Consider the following 14,822-nt stretch of genomic DNA (forward strand, 5'->3'; position numbering starts at 1 on the left):
GCTCCGCCGCAATTGGCGGCAGCCTGACCCGGAGCCGCTCGCGCGGCGGGCGGAAGGGTGCGCTGTTGTGTCGCATCAAATACGTCCTTCCTGATTCGGCCGCTTACTCGACGAGGTTCACCCAATTGTTGCTCCAATCAGAATAATTGGATCAACTATCCGCAGAAGCCGAGGATTTTTGACTATTTTTATCGTCAACAGGGGGCTTGTTGAGCAACTCTGCATCATTTCCGCTGTCGTAGGAGAATTACGCATTTGCTTCATCTTTTTGAAGTTGTAACAGCGGCAGGAGTCGTTTATGGATCATTTGCAGTCGATGCGCGTGTTCGTCAAGGTTGCAGATCTCGGCAGTTTTGCGCGGGCCGCGAGTGCAATGGATATCTCCAACGCGGTCGCGACGCGTCACGTCGCCGACCTGGAAGGCCGGCTCGGCACGCGTTTGCTGAACCGCACTACGCGCAGTCTTTCCCTGACGGAGTCAGGCCAGGTCTATCTGGAGCGGGCTCGCCAGATCCTCGATGAGCTCGAGGACGTCGAGCAGATGGTCGTTGCGCGCAATCACGAGCCGGTCGGAACGTTGCGCATCGTTGCGCCGGTCGTGTTCGGCCTGCACAACCTCGCGCCCGTGTTGCAGTCGTACACGGAGAATTTCCCGAAAGTGGTGCCGGATCTCACGCTGGTCGACCGGCAGGTCGATCTCGTCGAGGAAGGCTTCGACGTCGGCATCGTCGTCACGCGCCAGATGCGCAGCGCGAGCATCGTCACGCGGCGCCTGACCACCGGCTGCATGACCGTGTGTGCGACGCCGAGCTATCTGGAGAAGCACGGCGTGCCGACCCATCCGGAGCATCTCGCCGAGCACCCGAGCCTGAGCCTGCCGACCGAATACTGGGGTGACGAGCGTGTGTTCACGGGGCCGGACGGCGAAGTGCGCGTGCGCCCGACCAACGTGATCGTCGCGAACAACACCGCGATGCTGCGCCAGTTCGCGCTGCTCGGGATGGGTGTCGCAATCCTGCCGAGCTACCTGATCGGCGGCGACATCGCGCGCGGCGCGCTCGTACGGCTGCTGCCGGATTTCCGGCTGCCGCAGGTCGAGATCAACATCGCTTACCCGAGCCGGCGCCATCTGCCCGCGAAGGTGCGCACGTTCATCGATCACCTCGTCGAGCATTTCAGCCACTCGACCGACGCGACGATGGGCGAGCAGTGGGCCGCGCAGAGTTCGGTGCTCGCGCCGATCGGTGTCGAGACGCGTGCCGAGCAGCCGGAGTCGGCCGACCCGAACCTGTCGCCGCGCCTGCCGCGTTCGCCGCGCACGCGCGTCGCGGCGCCGTCGCCGCTGTAACGGCGCGACGGCCGGGCGGCGGTTGCCGCCGGCACAAAGAAAAACGCGGATCGAGCAATCGATCCGCGTTTTTTTATGGCTACCTGCCGGCGTTCGGCATGGCCGGGAGAGCCCCGGCCCGACAGGCCGTCACGAGCCAGTCTTGCGCGCCGTCGTTTTGCGGGCGGCGGTTTTGCGAGCCGGTGCCGGTTTCTCTTCGGCGCCTTCCGTCACGGTTTCGGCGTCCTTCGTCGCCGATTTTGCTGTCTTCTTCGCGGCAGCGGCCTTCGGCTCCTTCTTCTCGAACTCGAAGCCGATCTTGCCGTCCGGCTGCTTCACGAGGAAGGCCTTGAAGTTGCGGCCCGTGCGCGACGACTTGAAGTTCGGCAGCAGATCCGTGCGGCCGTCGGCAAGCAGCTTGCCCATCTGCTCGCGCGTGATTTCCTGCTGCAGGATCACCTTGCCCGAGCGGAAGTCGCAGGTCTTCGGGTTGGCCACCGAGTGCTCGCACACGTAGCTCATCCCGTGCTCGAACACACGGCCCTTGCACTTCGGGCACGCGCCGACGGGCTCCTGTGCGGAGAAATCGGGCGCCTCGCCTTCCTCGCCGCCCGTGTCCTGACCGAAGTCGAACTCGAGCTTGTAGTTCTTCGTCTCGTCGTCGAAGGACAGCTTGAGGATCGCCGAGAACGGGCGGCCCATCTTGCTGCGGAAGCCGGACAGCGGGCCGATCGTCTTCTCGCGCAGCAGCTCCTCGACTTCCGCGATCTCGAACTGTCGGCTGCCTGGGATCTTCGAGATCGAGAACTCGCACTTCGTGCATGCGAAGCGGCGGTAGTTTTCCTTCACCTGGCCGCCGCAGTTCGGGCACGGCGTCTCGAGCGTCGCGTAATCGCCGGGGATCGTGTCCGAATCGTATTCCTTCGCGCGCTTCACGATCTGCTGCGTCATGCGGGCGATTTCCTGCATGAACGCTTCGCGCCCGAGGTTGCCGCGCTCCATCTGCGACAGCTTGTATTCCCATTCGCCGGTGAGCTCGGGCGCGGTGAGTTCCTTCACGCCGAGCCCGCGCAACAGTGTCATCAGCTGGAATGCCTTCGCGGTCGGGATCAGTTCGCGGCCTTCGCGCACGAGGTATTTCTCGCCGAGCAGGCCTTCGATGATCGCCGCGCGCGTGGCCGGCGTGCCGAGGCCCTTAGCGGCCATCGCCTCGCGCAGTTCGTCGTCCTCGACGAGCTTGCCCGCGCCTTCCATCGCGGACAGCAGCGTCGCTTCCGAGTAGCGTGCGGGCGGCTTCGTGACGAGCGCGACGGCGGCGATTTCGTCCGTCTTCACCTTCTCGTCCTTCTGCACCGGCACGAGGTTCGCATCCGCGCCTTCGGCGTCGCGGCCGTACACCTGCAGCCAGCCCGGCTCGACGAGCACCTTGCCTTCGGTCTTGAAGTGATGGCCGGCGACTTCGGTGATCCGCGTCGTGACGCGGAATTCGGCGGCCGGGAAGAACACGGCGAGGAAGCGCTTCACGACCATGTCGTACAGCTTCTGCTCCGGCTCGGACAGCGACTTCGGCGCCTGCAGCGTCGGGATGATTGCAAAGTGGTCGCTGATCTTCGAGTTGTCGAAGATCCGCTTATTCGGCTTCACCCAGCCCTTGTCGAGCACCTGCTTCGCATGCGGCAGGTAGTTGTTGCTCTCCTTGAGCATCTCGAGCGTGGACTGGACCGTCGACAGATAGTCTTCCGGCAGCGCGCGCGCATCGGTACGCGGGTAGGTCAGCACCTTGTGCTTTTCATACAGCGCCTGCGCGAGACCGAGCGTGTTCTTCGCGGAGAAGCCGAAGCGGCTGTTCGCTTCGCGCTGCAGGCTCGTCAGGTCGAACAGCAGCGGCGACAGCTGCGTCGACGGCTTCGATTCCTCGGAGACCGTGCCGACCTGGTCGCGACACGCGGCGACGATCGTTTCGGCAGCCGGCAGGCTCCACAGGCGGGAGTCGCGCTTTTCCGGATCGAATTCGTCGCGCTTGAATTTAGGGTCGTACCACTTGCCTTCGTAGAAGCCGCCCGCGCACGCGAATTCGGCCTTTACTTCCCAGTAGTCGCGCGGGACGAAGCGGCGGATTTTCTCTTCGCGTTCGACGACGATCGACAACGTTGGCGTCTGAACGCGGCCAACTGTCGTCAGGAAGAAGCCGCCGCCCTTGCTGTTGAACGCGGTCATCGCGCGGGTGCCGTTGATCCCGACGAGCCAGTCGGCTTCCGAGCGGCAGCGTGCGGCGTCGGCGAGCGGCAGCATGTCCGCGTCGCTGCGCAGATTCGCGAAGCCGTCGCGGATCGCCTGCGGGGTCATCGACTGCAGCCACAGGCGCTGGACCGGCTGTTTCGCCTTCGCGTGCTGCGCGATCAGGCGGAAAATCAGCTCGCCCTCGCGCCCCGCGTCACACGCGTTGATCAGACGGTCGACGTCCTTGCGCTTCAACAACTTGGTGAGCACCTTGAGGCGCGACTCGCTTTTTGCGATCGGGTTCAGGTCGAAATGCGGGGGGATGACGGGCAGATGCGCGAAGCTCCATTTCCCGCGCTTGACCTCGTACTCTTCCGGGGCGGCGATTTCCAGCAGGTGGCCGACAGCGGACGAAAGGACGAAATCGTCGCTTTCGTAATACTCGTCATGCTTGGTAAAGCCGCCCAAAGCGCGTGCGATGTCGTTCGCGACAGAAGGCTTTTCCGCAATGATCAGTGCTTTGGACATGACAGGTGTGTGTTGGTAGACCGGGTTCGCCGGTTGTGGGTCCCTTTTACGACCGCTTTATAGCACACGCCGCAGCGATGGCGGCTCAGCGCGTAAAAAGCGGCCCATCATAGAGGGGGGCCGCAACGGCGGCAAGCGCCCGGCGCGGCGGGGCGCGCAAACGCGCGCAAAACCCCCGGGCCGGCTCGCGAATTCAGGCTTCGACGGCCAGGATATTGCGCAATTTCGGTGCGTGCGGCGCACCGGGTACCGCGCTCAGGTCGGACAGCATCCGCTCGACGATCGCCGCATGCGGCAGCACCGTGCCGAAGAAGCGGGCGGTGTGGGCATCTTCGATCAGGATCGTCGGGAAGTTCTCGACGTCGAGATCGTCGAGCTGGTCGGCATGCGTTTCGATGTCGATCCAGGCGAAGCAGGCGTCCGGATGTGCGTCGGCGAGCTGGTCGAAGGCCGTCCGGTAATCGCGGCACGTGCCGCACCACTCGGCGCACAGGCAGGCGACGAGCAACGTGCCGGGATCGGCGAGGCGCTCGGCGATCCGATCCGCATCGGTGTCGAGATTCAGCGCGGGCATGGGTTTCCTTGGGTATCGTCGGCGGCCGGGCCGCCCCTATGCGGGGGAATGTAGCACGCCGTGCACGGGCGGGGTGCGCGCCACGTCAAGCCGTGCGAAGCGTCCGCCGGGGAGGCTGGCGACGCGGCCGGCCAGTTCCAGCGCAAGCAGCGCGCGGTGCAGCACGTCGTCAGACAGACCGCTGTGCTCGGCGAGCCATTCGTAGGTGACGGGGCCGTATCCCAATGCAGCGAGCACGGCCTGTTCGGACGGGGTGGCGGGCAGCGGTGGTGCCGGCGACGGGGCTTCGTTGCGGGCAGGCGCGATGGCCGGAACAGCATCGCCATTGTGAATAACACCGGTAGCGGCACGCTGAGTGGCGGATTCGGTTTCGCGACGGTCGCCGGTGCCCGCGCACGGATGCCTGGAACACGCCGCACCGCTCGCCGTGCCGGTTTTCGCTTCTCCCAGCCCGTATTCTTCGAGTACATCGAGCGGCGCCGCCGTGAGCTTCGCGCCGTCGCGGATCAACGCGTGGCAGCCCTGTGCGAGCGGCGCATGGATCGAGCCCGGCATCGCGAATACGTCGCGCCCCAATTCGTTCGCGAGCCGCGCGGTGATCAGCGAGCCGGAGCGCGGCGCGGCCTCGACGACGAGCGCGCCGATTGCGAGCGCGGCGATCAGCCGGTTGCGCTGCGGGAAGTGGGCGGCGCGGGCCGGCGTGCCGAGCGGCCATTCCGACACGATCGCGCCGCGCGCGGCGATCTCGTGGGCGAGTGCACGGTGCCGCGCCGGATAAACGAGATCGGCGCCGGTCGCGATCACCGCGACCGTGCCCGACCGGCCGTCGAGCCCGCCACGATGTGCGGCGGCGTCGATCCCGAGCGCGAGGCCCGACACGATCGGCAGCCCCGCGTTGGACAGCTCGCGTGCGAAGTGCGTTGCGTCGGCGAGCCCCTGCGGCGTGGCGTGACGACTGCCGACCACGGCGAGACTGCGCGCGTGCAGCAGGTCGAGCCGGCCCTTTACATATAGCAGCAGCGGCGGATCGTGCAGGTCGCGCAGCCGCGGCGGATAGGCCGGATCGTTGAGCGTGACGAGCGCATTGCCCGGCGCGTCGAGCCACGCGAGTGCGGCGTCGGTGCGCGCGTCGAGATCGCCGCGCTCGCTTGCCCGCACGGCCAGGGCGGCGGCGGCGCTGGTCACGGCGGCGATGGCGTGGTCGGGCGCACGCAGCAGCGCGTCCGGCGAGCCGAACGCATCGAGCAGTGCCTGCAGCGCGGCGGGGGCGAGCCCAGGCGCATGCGCGAGCTGCAGCCACGCGCGCACGGCGGAGGTGGTCAGCGCGTGCGGCGACATGAGGCGCCCCTCGAATGCGGTGGCCAGCGGACCGCGTGGCGCCATGATAAAATTTTCATCATCCGAAATACTCGACAGGGCCGCGCGCGCAGGCGCCCGGCCGATTGCAGGAGGCATGATCCGCGGCATTGATTCGCCGCGCGTCCGCCTCATCTTCATTGCATCCCGGCGGCAGCGCCAGCCGGCCGGATGGCCGATGCGGCACGCCGCTCCACCGAATACCGAACGCCATGGCTTTACTCAATATTCTTCATTACCCCGACAAGCGGCTGCACAAGGTCGCGAAGCCCGTCGACAAGGTCGACGACCGGATCCGCAAGCTCGTCGCCGACATGGCCGAGACCATGTATGCGGCGCCGGGCATCGGCCTTGCGGCCACGCAGGTCGACGTGCACGAGCGCGTGATCGTGATCGACGTCTCCGAGGAGAAGAACGAACTGCGCGCGTTCATCAACCCGGAGATCGTGTGGTCGAGCGATGCAAAGCAGATCTATGAAGAGGGCTGCCTGTCGGTGCCCGGCATCTACGACGAAGTCGAGCGTCCCGACCATGTGCGCGTGCGTGCGCTCAACGAGCAGGGCGAGACATTCGAGCTCGACTGCGAGGGCCTGCTGGCCGTGTGCGTCCAGCACGAGATGGATCACCTGATGGGGCGCGTGTTCGTCGAATACCTGTCGCCGCTCAAGCAGACGCGCATCAAGACGAAGATGAAGAAACTCGAACGCGCGATGTAACGCGCGTTCGCCCAGCCCGACCCCAAACGCTGTCATGACCCATACGTTGCGCGTAGTTTTTGCCGGCACGCCGGAATTCGCCGCGGCTGCCCTCGCCGCGATCCACGAGGCCGGTTTTCCGGTACCGCTCGTGCTCACCCAGCCCGATCGCCCTGCCGGGCGCGGGATGAAACTGCAGGCGAGCGCGGTGAAGCGCTACGCCGTCGAGCACGGGATGCCCGTCGCGCAACCGCCGTCGCTGCGCCGCGCGGGCAAGTACCCGGCCGAGGCGGCCGACGCGATCGAGCTGTTGCGCTCGACGCCGCATGACGTGATGGTGGTCGCCGCATATGGCCTGCTGCTGCCGCAGGAAGTGCTCGACATTCCGCGCGACGGCTGCATCAACATTCACGCGTCGCTGCTGCCGCGCTGGCGCGGCGCCGCGCCGATCCACCGCGCGATCGAGGCCGGCGACGCCGAGACGGGCGTCACGCTGATGCAGATGGACATCGGCCTCGACACCGGCGCGATGATCGAGGAAGCGCGCGTGACGATCGCGCCCGACGAGACGACCGCGACGCTGCACGACCGGCTCGCCGCCGAAGGCGCGCGACTGATCGTCGACGCGCTCGTGAAGCTCGAGCGCGACGGCGTGCTGCCGGCGACGCCGCAACCGGCCGACGGCGTGACCTATGCGGAAAAGATCGGCAAGCACGAAGCGGCGCTCGACTGGCGCAAGCCGGCCGACGTGCTTGCGCGCCAGGTGCGTGCGTTCGACCCGTTCCCCGGCTGCGTCGCGACGCTCGACGGCGCAGCGATCAAGTTGTGGGCAGCCGAGCCGGTGGCGGCGCGCGGCGACGCGGCGCCCGGCACGATCGTCGAAGCCGCACCGGAAGGCGTGGTCGTCGCATGCGGCAGCGGTGCGCTGCGCGTCACGCAGTTGCAGAAGCCGGGCGGCAAGCGGCTGCCCGCGCGCGAATTCCTGGCCGGCTCACCGCTCGCCGCGGGCCAGCGTTTCGCGCTGACCGACGTTGCCTGACACGGCCTGACCACCATTCGACACGGCCTGCCGGGCGTGCGCAATCGGCCGGATGGCCGAGTCGCGCGGCGCGGCAGGCGCGCGTAGAATTTCCCTGCGCTCTCCGGTTTCGAGGTTTTCATGTTCGGCATCACCCATTTCGGCTTCTTCGTGCTGGCGGTCTTCCTGCTGAACGTCACGCCTGGCCCCGATACAGCCTATATCGTCGGCCGCAGCGTCGCGCAGGGCCGCGGCGCGGGGCTGATGTCGGCGCTCGGCATTTCGGCCGGCTGCTGCGTTCACGCGCTCGCCTGCGCATTCGGCCTGACCGCGCTGCTCGCGGCATCGGCTGCCGCATTCACGGTGATCAAGCTGGTCGGCGCCGCCTACCTGATCTACCTCGGCGTGCGGATGATCATCGCGAAGCAGGCAGCCGAGCCGTCCGGCACGGCGGCCACGCAAGCCGAAAAGCCGCTGCGCCAGCTGTTCATGCAGGGCTTCTGGACCAACGTGCTGAACCCGAAGGTCGTGCTGTTCTTCGTGTCGTTCTTCCCGCAGTTCGTGTCGGCCGACAGCCCGCACAAGGCATGGGCGTTCCTGACCCTCGGCGGCGTGTTCGTCGCGATGAGCACGGTGTGGACCAGCTTCGTTGCGTGGGTCGCGGGCAGTGTCACGGCGCGCTTCTCCGGCAAGCCGGGCGTCAAGAAATGGCTCGACCGCACGGTCGGCAGCGCTTTCGTCGGCCTCGGTCTTCGTCTTGCAACATCGCAACGGTGAGATTGAATTTTTCCGGCAAGACCTTATCTAACAAAGCGCTTACAATTTTCCGTCGCGCCCTTTTTGATGCGCGGCGGGCCCCTGACGGATAAGGAGTGGGTATGTTCAATTGGGTCAAAACGGCGATGCTGATGGCCGCGATCACGGCCCTGTTCATCGTGATTGGCGGGATGATCGGCGGCTCGCGGGGCATGACGATCGCGCTGCTGTTCGCGCTCGGCATGAATTTCTTCTCTTACTGGTTCTCGGACAAGATGGTGCTGCGCATGTACAACGCGCAGGAAGTCGACGAGAACACGGCGCCGCAGTTCTACCGGATGGTGCGCGAGCTGGCCACGCGCGCGAACCTGCCGATGCCGCGCGTCTACCTGATCAACGAGGATGCGCCGAACGCGTTCGCAACGGGTCGCAACCCCGAGCACGCGGCGGTCGCCGCGACGACGGGCATCCTGCGCGTGCTGTCGGAGCGCGAGATGCGCGGCGTGATGGCGCACGAGCTTGCACACGTGAAGCACCGCGACATCCTGATCTCGACGATCACCGCGACGATGGCGGGCGCGATCTCGGCCATCGCGAACTTCGCGATGTTCTTCGGCGGGCGCGACGAGAATGGCCGGCCGGCCAACCCGATCGCGGGTATCGCGGTCGCGCTGCTCGCACCGATCGCAGGCGCGTTGATCCAGATGGCGATTTCGCGGGCACGCGAGTTCGAGGCCGACCGTGGCGGTGCGCAGATTTCCGGCGATCCGCAATCGCTCGCGACCGCGCTCGACAAGATCCATCGCTATGCGGCAGGCATCCCGTTCCAGGCAGCCGAGCAGCATCCGGCCACCGCGCAGATGATGATCATGAACCCGCTGCACGGCGGCGGCCTGCAAAACCTGTTCTCGACGCACCCGGCCACCGAGGAGCGCATCGCGCGCCTGATGGAGATGGCGCGTACCGGCCGCTTCGACTAAGCCACGGCACACCGTGCGGCAGTTGCCGCGCGGGGGCCGCCGCACCACCCCGCACGCTCCGCGCTGCGGGGTGTTTCATTTGCACGAGCCGTAAAGGGGCCAAAGGGCCTGCAGCATCGCACGCTACAATGCCCGGTTTGGTATCGCAGGGCCCACGGGCGCCGCGATCCCGCCGTTTGCCGCATTTGCTTGCTGTGCCCGTTTGCCGCGCTTGTTTGCCGAATTTGCTCCGATGACACGAACCCGTTCTACCGCTCCGTCTTCTTCCGGCCGCCCGGCGTGCCTGTCCGCGCTGCATCTCGCGCCCGATTCGCTCGGCTTCGCACTCGACGCGGCAGCACAGGCGGTCGATGCGGTGCGGCGCGGCACCGCGTTGCCGGCGGCGCTGTCGGCGGTATTCGCGCAGATGCCGTCCGGTGCGCAGGCGCTCGCGCGCGGGGCGACGCAGGACGTCGCCTACCGGACGATGCGCCGCCTCGGCAGTGCGGACTGGTTGATCGGCCGACTCATCAGCAAGGCGCCGCCGGCCTACGTGCACGCGGTGCTCGCCGGTGCGTTCGCGCTGCTGCTCGACCCGGCGGACGAGGCCGCGTATCCGGCGTTCACGGTGGTCGACCAGGCCGTGACCGTGATTGGTGCGCGCCGCGAATGCGCGTTCGCGAAGGGCATGGTCAACGCGGTGCTGCGCCGTTTCCTGCGCGAGCGCGACGCGCTCGTCGCGGCGCTGCAGGACGATGTCGTCGCGCGCTGGAACTACCGCGCGTGGTGGGTCGATTCGGTGAAGCGCGCGTGGCCCGACGCATGGCAGGCGATCCTCGCGGCCGGCGAGCGGCAAGGGCCGCTGACGCTGCGCGTGAACGCGCGCCGCGCGAGCGTCGACGCCTATCTCGAGACGCTGCGCGCGAACGGGATCGAAGCGACCGCGATCGGCCGGCATGCGGTGCGGCTCGCGTCGGCGCTGCCGGTCGATCGCATTCCGGGGTTTGCCGACGGTGTCGTGTCGGTGCAGGACGCCGGCGCGCAGCTCGCAGCCGAATGGCTCGGTGCGCGCGACGGCATGCGCGTGCTCGACGCATGCGCGGCGCCCGGCGGCAAGACCGGCCATATTCTCGAACTGGCCGATGCGGAAGTCGTTGCGCTGGAAAGCGATGCCGCGCGCGCGGCACGGATCGGCGAGAACCTCGTGCGGCTGTCGCTCGAAGCGGACGTGCGTGTCGGCGATGCGGGCACCCCCGACGCATGGTACGACGGGCGCCCGTTCGACCGCGTCCTTGCCGACGTGCCGTGCTCGGCGTCCGGCATCGTGCGCCGGCACCCCGACATTCGCTGGCTGCGCCGCGAGGCCGACATTCCTGCGCTCGTCGCGGAACAGCGCCGCATCCTGTCGGCGTTGTGGCCGCTGGTGAAGCCGGGCGGCGAACTGCTTTACGTGACCTGTTCGGTCTTCCCCGAAGAAGGCGAATGGCAGGCCCGCTGGTTTGAAGCGGCCTGTGAAGATGCGGTACGATTGGACGCCCCGGGCCAGCTGCTGCCGGGCGGAGTGCAGGGAGGGGCGGCCGCCGGCGCACTCGACCAGAACACCGATCACGACGGATTTTTCTACGCGCGGTTTCAGAAACGGTGACGATCAAACACCTTTTTCCACTTCGGCTCGCGGCCGTCCTGATGGTCGCGTTGACGCTGTGCCTGGCCGTCGTCCGGCCGGCGCATGCCGAGTCGATCGCCGTGCAGCGCGCGTCGCTCCAGTCCGACGGAAGCGGCTGGGCGCTCGACGCACGCTTCGATTTCGAGCTGAACCCGAACCTCGAGGATGCCGTCAACAAGGGCATTCCGCTTTATTTCACGACCGACTTCGAGTTGAGCCGTGCGCGCTGGTACTGGTTCGACGAGCAGCCGGTGGCGGTGACGCAGACGATCCGCCTGTCGTTCCAGCCGCTCACGCGCGAGTATCGCGTGTCGACGGGTGGCCTGCAGCTCGGTTTCCCGTCGCTGAAGGACGCGCTTGCGGTCGTCAGGCACATCACGTCGTGGCACGTGATCGACCGCAACCAGGTGCGCGCCGGTGAAACCTACACGGCATCGGTGCGGATGCAGCTCGATACGGCGCTGATGCCGAAGCCGTTCCAGGTCGATGCCGTGAACAACCGCGACTGGACGCTCGGGTCGGACTGGAAGCGCTTCAACTTCACGGTGACCGAACGTGCTAAATAAAGTGCGCCGCGCGGCCAGCGGGAAGAGCCTCCTCATTCGCGTGATCGTCTCGACCGTCGCGCTCACCGCGCTGCTGCTGCTCGTGCTGCTCGCGGCCGCGAGCGCGAATACCGAATTCTTCGACCGCTACTACTCGTGGCTGTACGCGACGAATATCGTCGTCGCGCTCGTGTTCCTGCTCGTGGTGCTCGGGCTGATCGGGATGATCGTCGTGCGCCTGAGGAAGGGCAAGTTCGGCACGCGGCTGCTCGCGAAGCTCGCGGTGTTCTTCGCACTCGTCGGCGTGGTGCCGGGCGGGATCATCTACATCGTGTCGTACCAGTTCGTGTCGCGCAGCATCGAGTCGTGGTTCGACGTGAACGTCGAGACGGCGCTGACGGCCGGCCTGAACCTCGGCCGCGGGATGCTCGATGCGTCGCTGTCCGATCTGCAGACGAAGGCGCGGCTGATGTCCGACCAGCTCGCGAGCGTCGATGCGAACACGAACGGCACGACGCTCACGCTGCTGCGGCTGCGCGACCAGTTCGGCGTGCAGGACGCGACGATCGTCGAGCCGAGCCGCGGCGGCTCGGGGGCGGCCCCCGACCTGCACATCGTCGCGCAGGCGTCGGGCAATTTCGCGGCACTGATTCCGGACGACCTGCCGACGCCGCTGATGCTGAACCAGGCGCGCGAACACGGCGCGTACGCGGCGATCGAGGGCGAAGTCGACGGCGACCCACGCGCGCACGGCGCGAAGGGCGCACTGCGCTTGCGCGTGGTGCGGCCGATCCCCGATGCTTCGACGTCGCTGCTGCAGCCGGCGGAACGCTTCCTGCAGCTCACGCAGCCGGTGCCGCCGACGCTTGCCCACAACGCGGATGCCGTGCAGCGCGCGTATCGCGAGTACCAGGAAAAGTCGCTCGGCCGCACGGGGCTGCGCAAGATGTACATCGGCACGCTGACACTTGCGCTGTTCCTCGCAACCTTCATCGCGATGATGCTCGCGCTCGCGCTCGGCCAGCAGCTCGCGCGGCCGCTGTTCCTGCTCGCGCAAGGCACGAAGGAGGTTACCGAAGGCGACTACACGCCGAAGCGCGAGATCAAGACGCGAGACGAGCTCGGCTTCCTCACGCAGTCGTTCAACGCGATGACGCGCCAGTTGTCCGAGGCGCGGCTCGCGGTCGAGAAGAACCGCATCGCGCTCGAGCATTCGAAGACGTATCTCGAGAGCATCCTCGCGAACCTGACGGCCGGCGTGTTCGTGCTCGACCGCCAGTTCCGGCTGACGACCGCCAATCGCGGCGCCGAGCGGATCTTCCGGCAGCCGTTCAACGCGCTGATCGGCACGACGCTCGACCGGATCGGCGTGGCCGCCGGGTTCGGCGCGATGGTGCGCAAGGCGTTCGCCGATCGCGAAGCGGCGTCCGACGGCGCCAGCGGCGATCGCGGCCACTGGCAGCAGCAGTTCGCGATCGAGGTACCGGGCGAAGCCGATCCGTTGACGTTGCTCGTGCGCGGCACGCGCCTCGTGTCGACGGTCGAGGGGCAGGCCGACGATCCGCAGACGTCCGGTTACGTCGTCGTGTTCGACGACATCTCCGACGTGATTTCCGCGCAGCGCTCGGTCGCGTGGGGCGAGGTTGCGCGCCGGCTCGCGCACGAGATCAAGAATCCGCTGACGCCGATTCAGCTGTCGGCGGAACGGCTGCAGATGAAGCTCTCCGACAAGCTCGCACCGCCCGATGCGGATGTGCTCAAGCGCGGTGCGACGATGATCGTCAACCAGGTGGCCGCGATGAAGCGGATGGTCGACGATTTCCGCGAATACGCGCGCACGCCGCCGGCGGTGCTCTCGAACCTGCAGTTGAACGAACTGGCGAGCGAGGTGCTCGGGCTGTACGGTGTGGGCGAAGGCAAGAGCGCGATCGTCGCCGAGCTCGCGCCGTCGCTGCCGGTGATACGCGGTGATGCGACGCAACTGCGCCAGGTGATTCACAACCTGCTGCAGAATGCGCAGGATTCGGTCGCGGAGTCGGCGCATCCGCGTGTGTTGATCGAAACCAAGACAGTAGAATATGGCGATCCCGACGCCGAGGGCAAAACGCGCGTCGCGGTACGTCTTACCGTGTCCGACAACGGGCCCGGTTTTCCGGCGCGCATCCTGACTCGCGCGTTCGAGCCTTATGTGACGACGAAGGCGAAGGGCACGGGTCTGGGGTTGGCCACGGTCAAGAAGATCGTCGATGAGCACGGTGCGCGGATCGATCTGCGCAATCGGATGCACGGCGAGACCGTCGAGGGTGCGCAGGTGTCGATCCTGTTCCTGCAGATGGCGAGCGATGCGCCAGGCGCCGAATCGGGCGTGCAGGACGGGGCGGCCCCCGCCAAGACAAAAGCAAGTGAGCAGACAAAGGCAGCGTAAATGGCAACCATCCTGGTGGTAGATGATGAAATGGGCATCCGGGAATTGCTCTCGGAGATCCTCAGCGATGAAGGACACGTCGTCGAGGCGGCGGAGAACGCGCAGGCCGCGCGGGAATACCGGTTGAATCAGGCGCCCGATCTCGTGCTGCTCGATATCTGGATGCCCGATACCGACGGCGTGACGTTGCTCAAGGAGTGGGCGGCGCAGGGGCTGCTGACGATGCCCGTGATCATGATGTCCGGGCACGCGACGATCGATACGGCCGTCGAGGCGACGAAGATCGGCGCGCTCGACTTCCTCGAGAAACCCATCGCGCTGCAGAAGCTGCTGAAGTCCGTCGAGCACGGTCTCGCACGCGGTGCGGCGCCGGTGTCCGCGAACGCGGCGGCGAAGGCCGGCGCAGGGCAGGCGGCGGGACCCGCGGCGGTTGCGTCCGCAGCTGCGCTGCCGACGCTCGGCGACGACATGGCTTCGGCACTCGGCCTCGCGGGCCAGACGGCCGCGATTCCGTTCGACATCCCGTTGCGCGAAGCGCGCGATGCGTTCGAGCGCGCGTACTTCGAATATCACCTCGCGCGCGAAAACGGCAGCATGACGCGCGTCGCGGAGAAGACGGGCCTCGAGCGCACGCACCTGTATCGCAAGCTCAAGCAGCTCGGTGTCGAGCTCGGCAAGAAGCCGTCCGAAGGCGCCGTATAAAATATTTTGCGAAAGTACTTGATCAAATAACGAAGGGTGGATATACTTTCT

Annotated in this window: 12 protein-coding genes; 9 read left to right on the forward strand and 3 right to left on the reverse strand. The window is 66.8% G+C overall.

What is annotated here, in order from left to right:
* Nucleotides 1-298 precede the first annotated feature (298 nt).
* Nucleotides 299-1,348 (forward strand): LysR family transcriptional regulator, encoded by a 1,050-nt coding sequence (locus tag C5O79_RS27690; protein ID WP_039353749.1) that lies wholly within the window; start codon nt 299-301, stop codon nt 1,346-1,348.
* A 129-nt stretch (nt 1,349-1,477) separates the two neighbouring features.
* Here C5O79_RS27690 and C5O79_RS27695 read toward each other — a convergent pair whose 3' ends face one another.
* The 3 genes from C5O79_RS27695 to dprA all read right to left on the reverse strand — a co-directional run bounded on the left by C5O79_RS27695 (nt 1,478) and on the right by dprA (nt 6,032).
* On the reverse strand, nt 1,478-4,075 hold the full coding sequence (locus tag C5O79_RS27695) for a DNA topoisomerase III (RefSeq protein ID WP_039353751.1): 2,598 nt from the start codon (nt 4,073-4,075) through the stop codon (nt 1,478-1,480).
* A gap of 193 nt (nt 4,076-4,268) precedes the next feature.
* Entirely contained in the window at nt 4,269-4,649 is a 381-nt protein-coding gene (locus C5O79_RS27700) for a thioredoxin family protein (protein WP_046544169.1), read from the reverse strand.
* A 36-nt stretch (nt 4,650-4,685) separates the two neighbouring features.
* Complete coding sequence (dprA, locus tag C5O79_RS27705; RefSeq protein WP_236862301.1) at nt 4,686-6,032, reverse strand: DNA-processing protein DprA; 1,347 nt, start codon at nt 6,030-6,032, stop codon at nt 4,686-4,688.
* Between the two features lie 185 nt (nt 6,033-6,217).
* Between dprA and def the strand changes: the two genes are divergently transcribed.
* The 8 genes from def (at nt 6,218) to esaR (ending at nt 14,771) form a co-directional block, all read left to right on the forward strand.
* Entirely contained in the window at nt 6,218-6,721 is a 504-nt protein-coding gene (gene def / locus C5O79_RS27710) for a peptide deformylase (protein ID WP_006477461.1), read from the forward strand.
* 34 nt (nt 6,722-6,755) lie between these two features.
* The gene (fmt, locus tag C5O79_RS27715; protein ID WP_122474452.1) at nt 6,756-7,739 is read left to right on the forward strand and encodes a methionyl-tRNA formyltransferase; all 984 of its coding nucleotides are present in this window, start codon (nt 6,756-6,758) and stop codon (nt 7,737-7,739) included.
* Nucleotides 7,740-7,859: 120 nt separating this feature from the next.
* Complete coding sequence (locus C5O79_RS27720) at nt 7,860-8,495, forward strand: LysE family translocator (protein ID WP_122474451.1); 636 nt, start codon at nt 7,860-7,862, stop codon at nt 8,493-8,495.
* Nucleotides 8,496-8,596: 101 nt separating this feature from the next.
* Nucleotides 8,597-9,454 (forward strand): zinc metalloprotease HtpX, encoded by an 858-nt coding sequence (gene htpX / locus C5O79_RS27725; protein WP_011353570.1) that lies wholly within the window; start codon nt 8,597-8,599, stop codon nt 9,452-9,454.
* 232 nt (nt 9,455-9,686) lie between these two features.
* Nucleotides 9,687-11,078, forward strand: a complete 1,392-nt coding sequence (rsmB, locus tag C5O79_RS27730; protein ID WP_131931929.1) for a 16S rRNA (cytosine(967)-C(5))-methyltransferase RsmB — start codon at nt 9,687-9,689, stop codon at nt 11,076-11,078.
* Nucleotides 11,075-11,665, forward strand: coding sequence for a DUF4390 domain-containing protein (locus C5O79_RS27735; RefSeq protein WP_039353770.1), 591 nt, complete (start codon nt 11,075-11,077; stop codon nt 11,663-11,665). The genes rsmB and C5O79_RS27735 overlap by 4 nt, the downstream gene beginning before the upstream one ends.
* Nucleotides 11,655-14,069, forward strand: coding sequence for a sensor histidine kinase EsaS (gene esaS, locus C5O79_RS27740; protein ID WP_047852356.1), 2,415 nt, complete (start codon nt 11,655-11,657; stop codon nt 14,067-14,069). The genes C5O79_RS27735 and esaS overlap by 11 nt, the downstream gene beginning before the upstream one ends.
* Entirely contained in the window at nt 14,070-14,771 is a 702-nt protein-coding gene (esaR, locus tag C5O79_RS27745) for a response regulator transcription factor EsaR (protein ID WP_021163978.1), read from the forward strand.
* Nucleotides 14,772-14,822 lie beyond the last annotated feature (51 nt).

Origin of the sequence: Burkholderia sp. SRS-25 (assembly GCF_004343765.1) — a bacterium.
GTDB lineage: Bacteria > Pseudomonadota > Gammaproteobacteria > Burkholderiales > Burkholderiaceae > Burkholderia > Burkholderia contaminans.

Excerpts from the sequence above, each read along its gene's own strand:
- def (WP_006477461.1), top strand. The coding sequence starts at position 6,218 with ATGGCTTTACTCAATATTCTTCATTACCCCGACAAGCGGCTGCACAAG.
- esaR (WP_021163978.1), top strand. The coding sequence starts at position 14,070 with ATGGCAACCATCCTGGTGGTAGATGATGAAATGGGCATCCGGGAATTG.
- rsmB (WP_131931929.1), top strand. The coding sequence starts at position 9,687 with ATGACACGAACCCGTTCTACCGCTCCGTCTTCTTCCGGCCGCCCGGCG.
- C5O79_RS27695 (WP_039353751.1), bottom strand. The coding sequence starts at position 4,075 with ATGTCCAAAGCACTGATCATTGCGGAAAAGCCTTCTGTCGCGAACGAC.
- dprA (WP_236862301.1), bottom strand. The coding sequence starts at position 6,032 with ATGGCGCCACGCGGTCCGCTGGCCACCGCATTCGAGGGGCGCCTCATG.
- C5O79_RS27700 (WP_046544169.1), bottom strand. The coding sequence starts at position 4,649 with ATGCCCGCGCTGAATCTCGACACCGATGCGGATCGGATCGCCGAGCGC.
- fmt (WP_122474452.1), top strand. The coding sequence starts at position 6,756 with ATGACCCATACGTTGCGCGTAGTTTTTGCCGGCACGCCGGAATTCGCC.
- C5O79_RS27720 (WP_122474451.1), top strand. The coding sequence starts at position 7,860 with ATGTTCGGCATCACCCATTTCGGCTTCTTCGTGCTGGCGGTCTTCCTG.
- htpX (WP_011353570.1), top strand. The coding sequence starts at position 8,597 with ATGTTCAATTGGGTCAAAACGGCGATGCTGATGGCCGCGATCACGGCC.
- C5O79_RS27690 (WP_039353749.1), top strand. The coding sequence starts at position 299 with ATGGATCATTTGCAGTCGATGCGCGTGTTCGTCAAGGTTGCAGATCTC.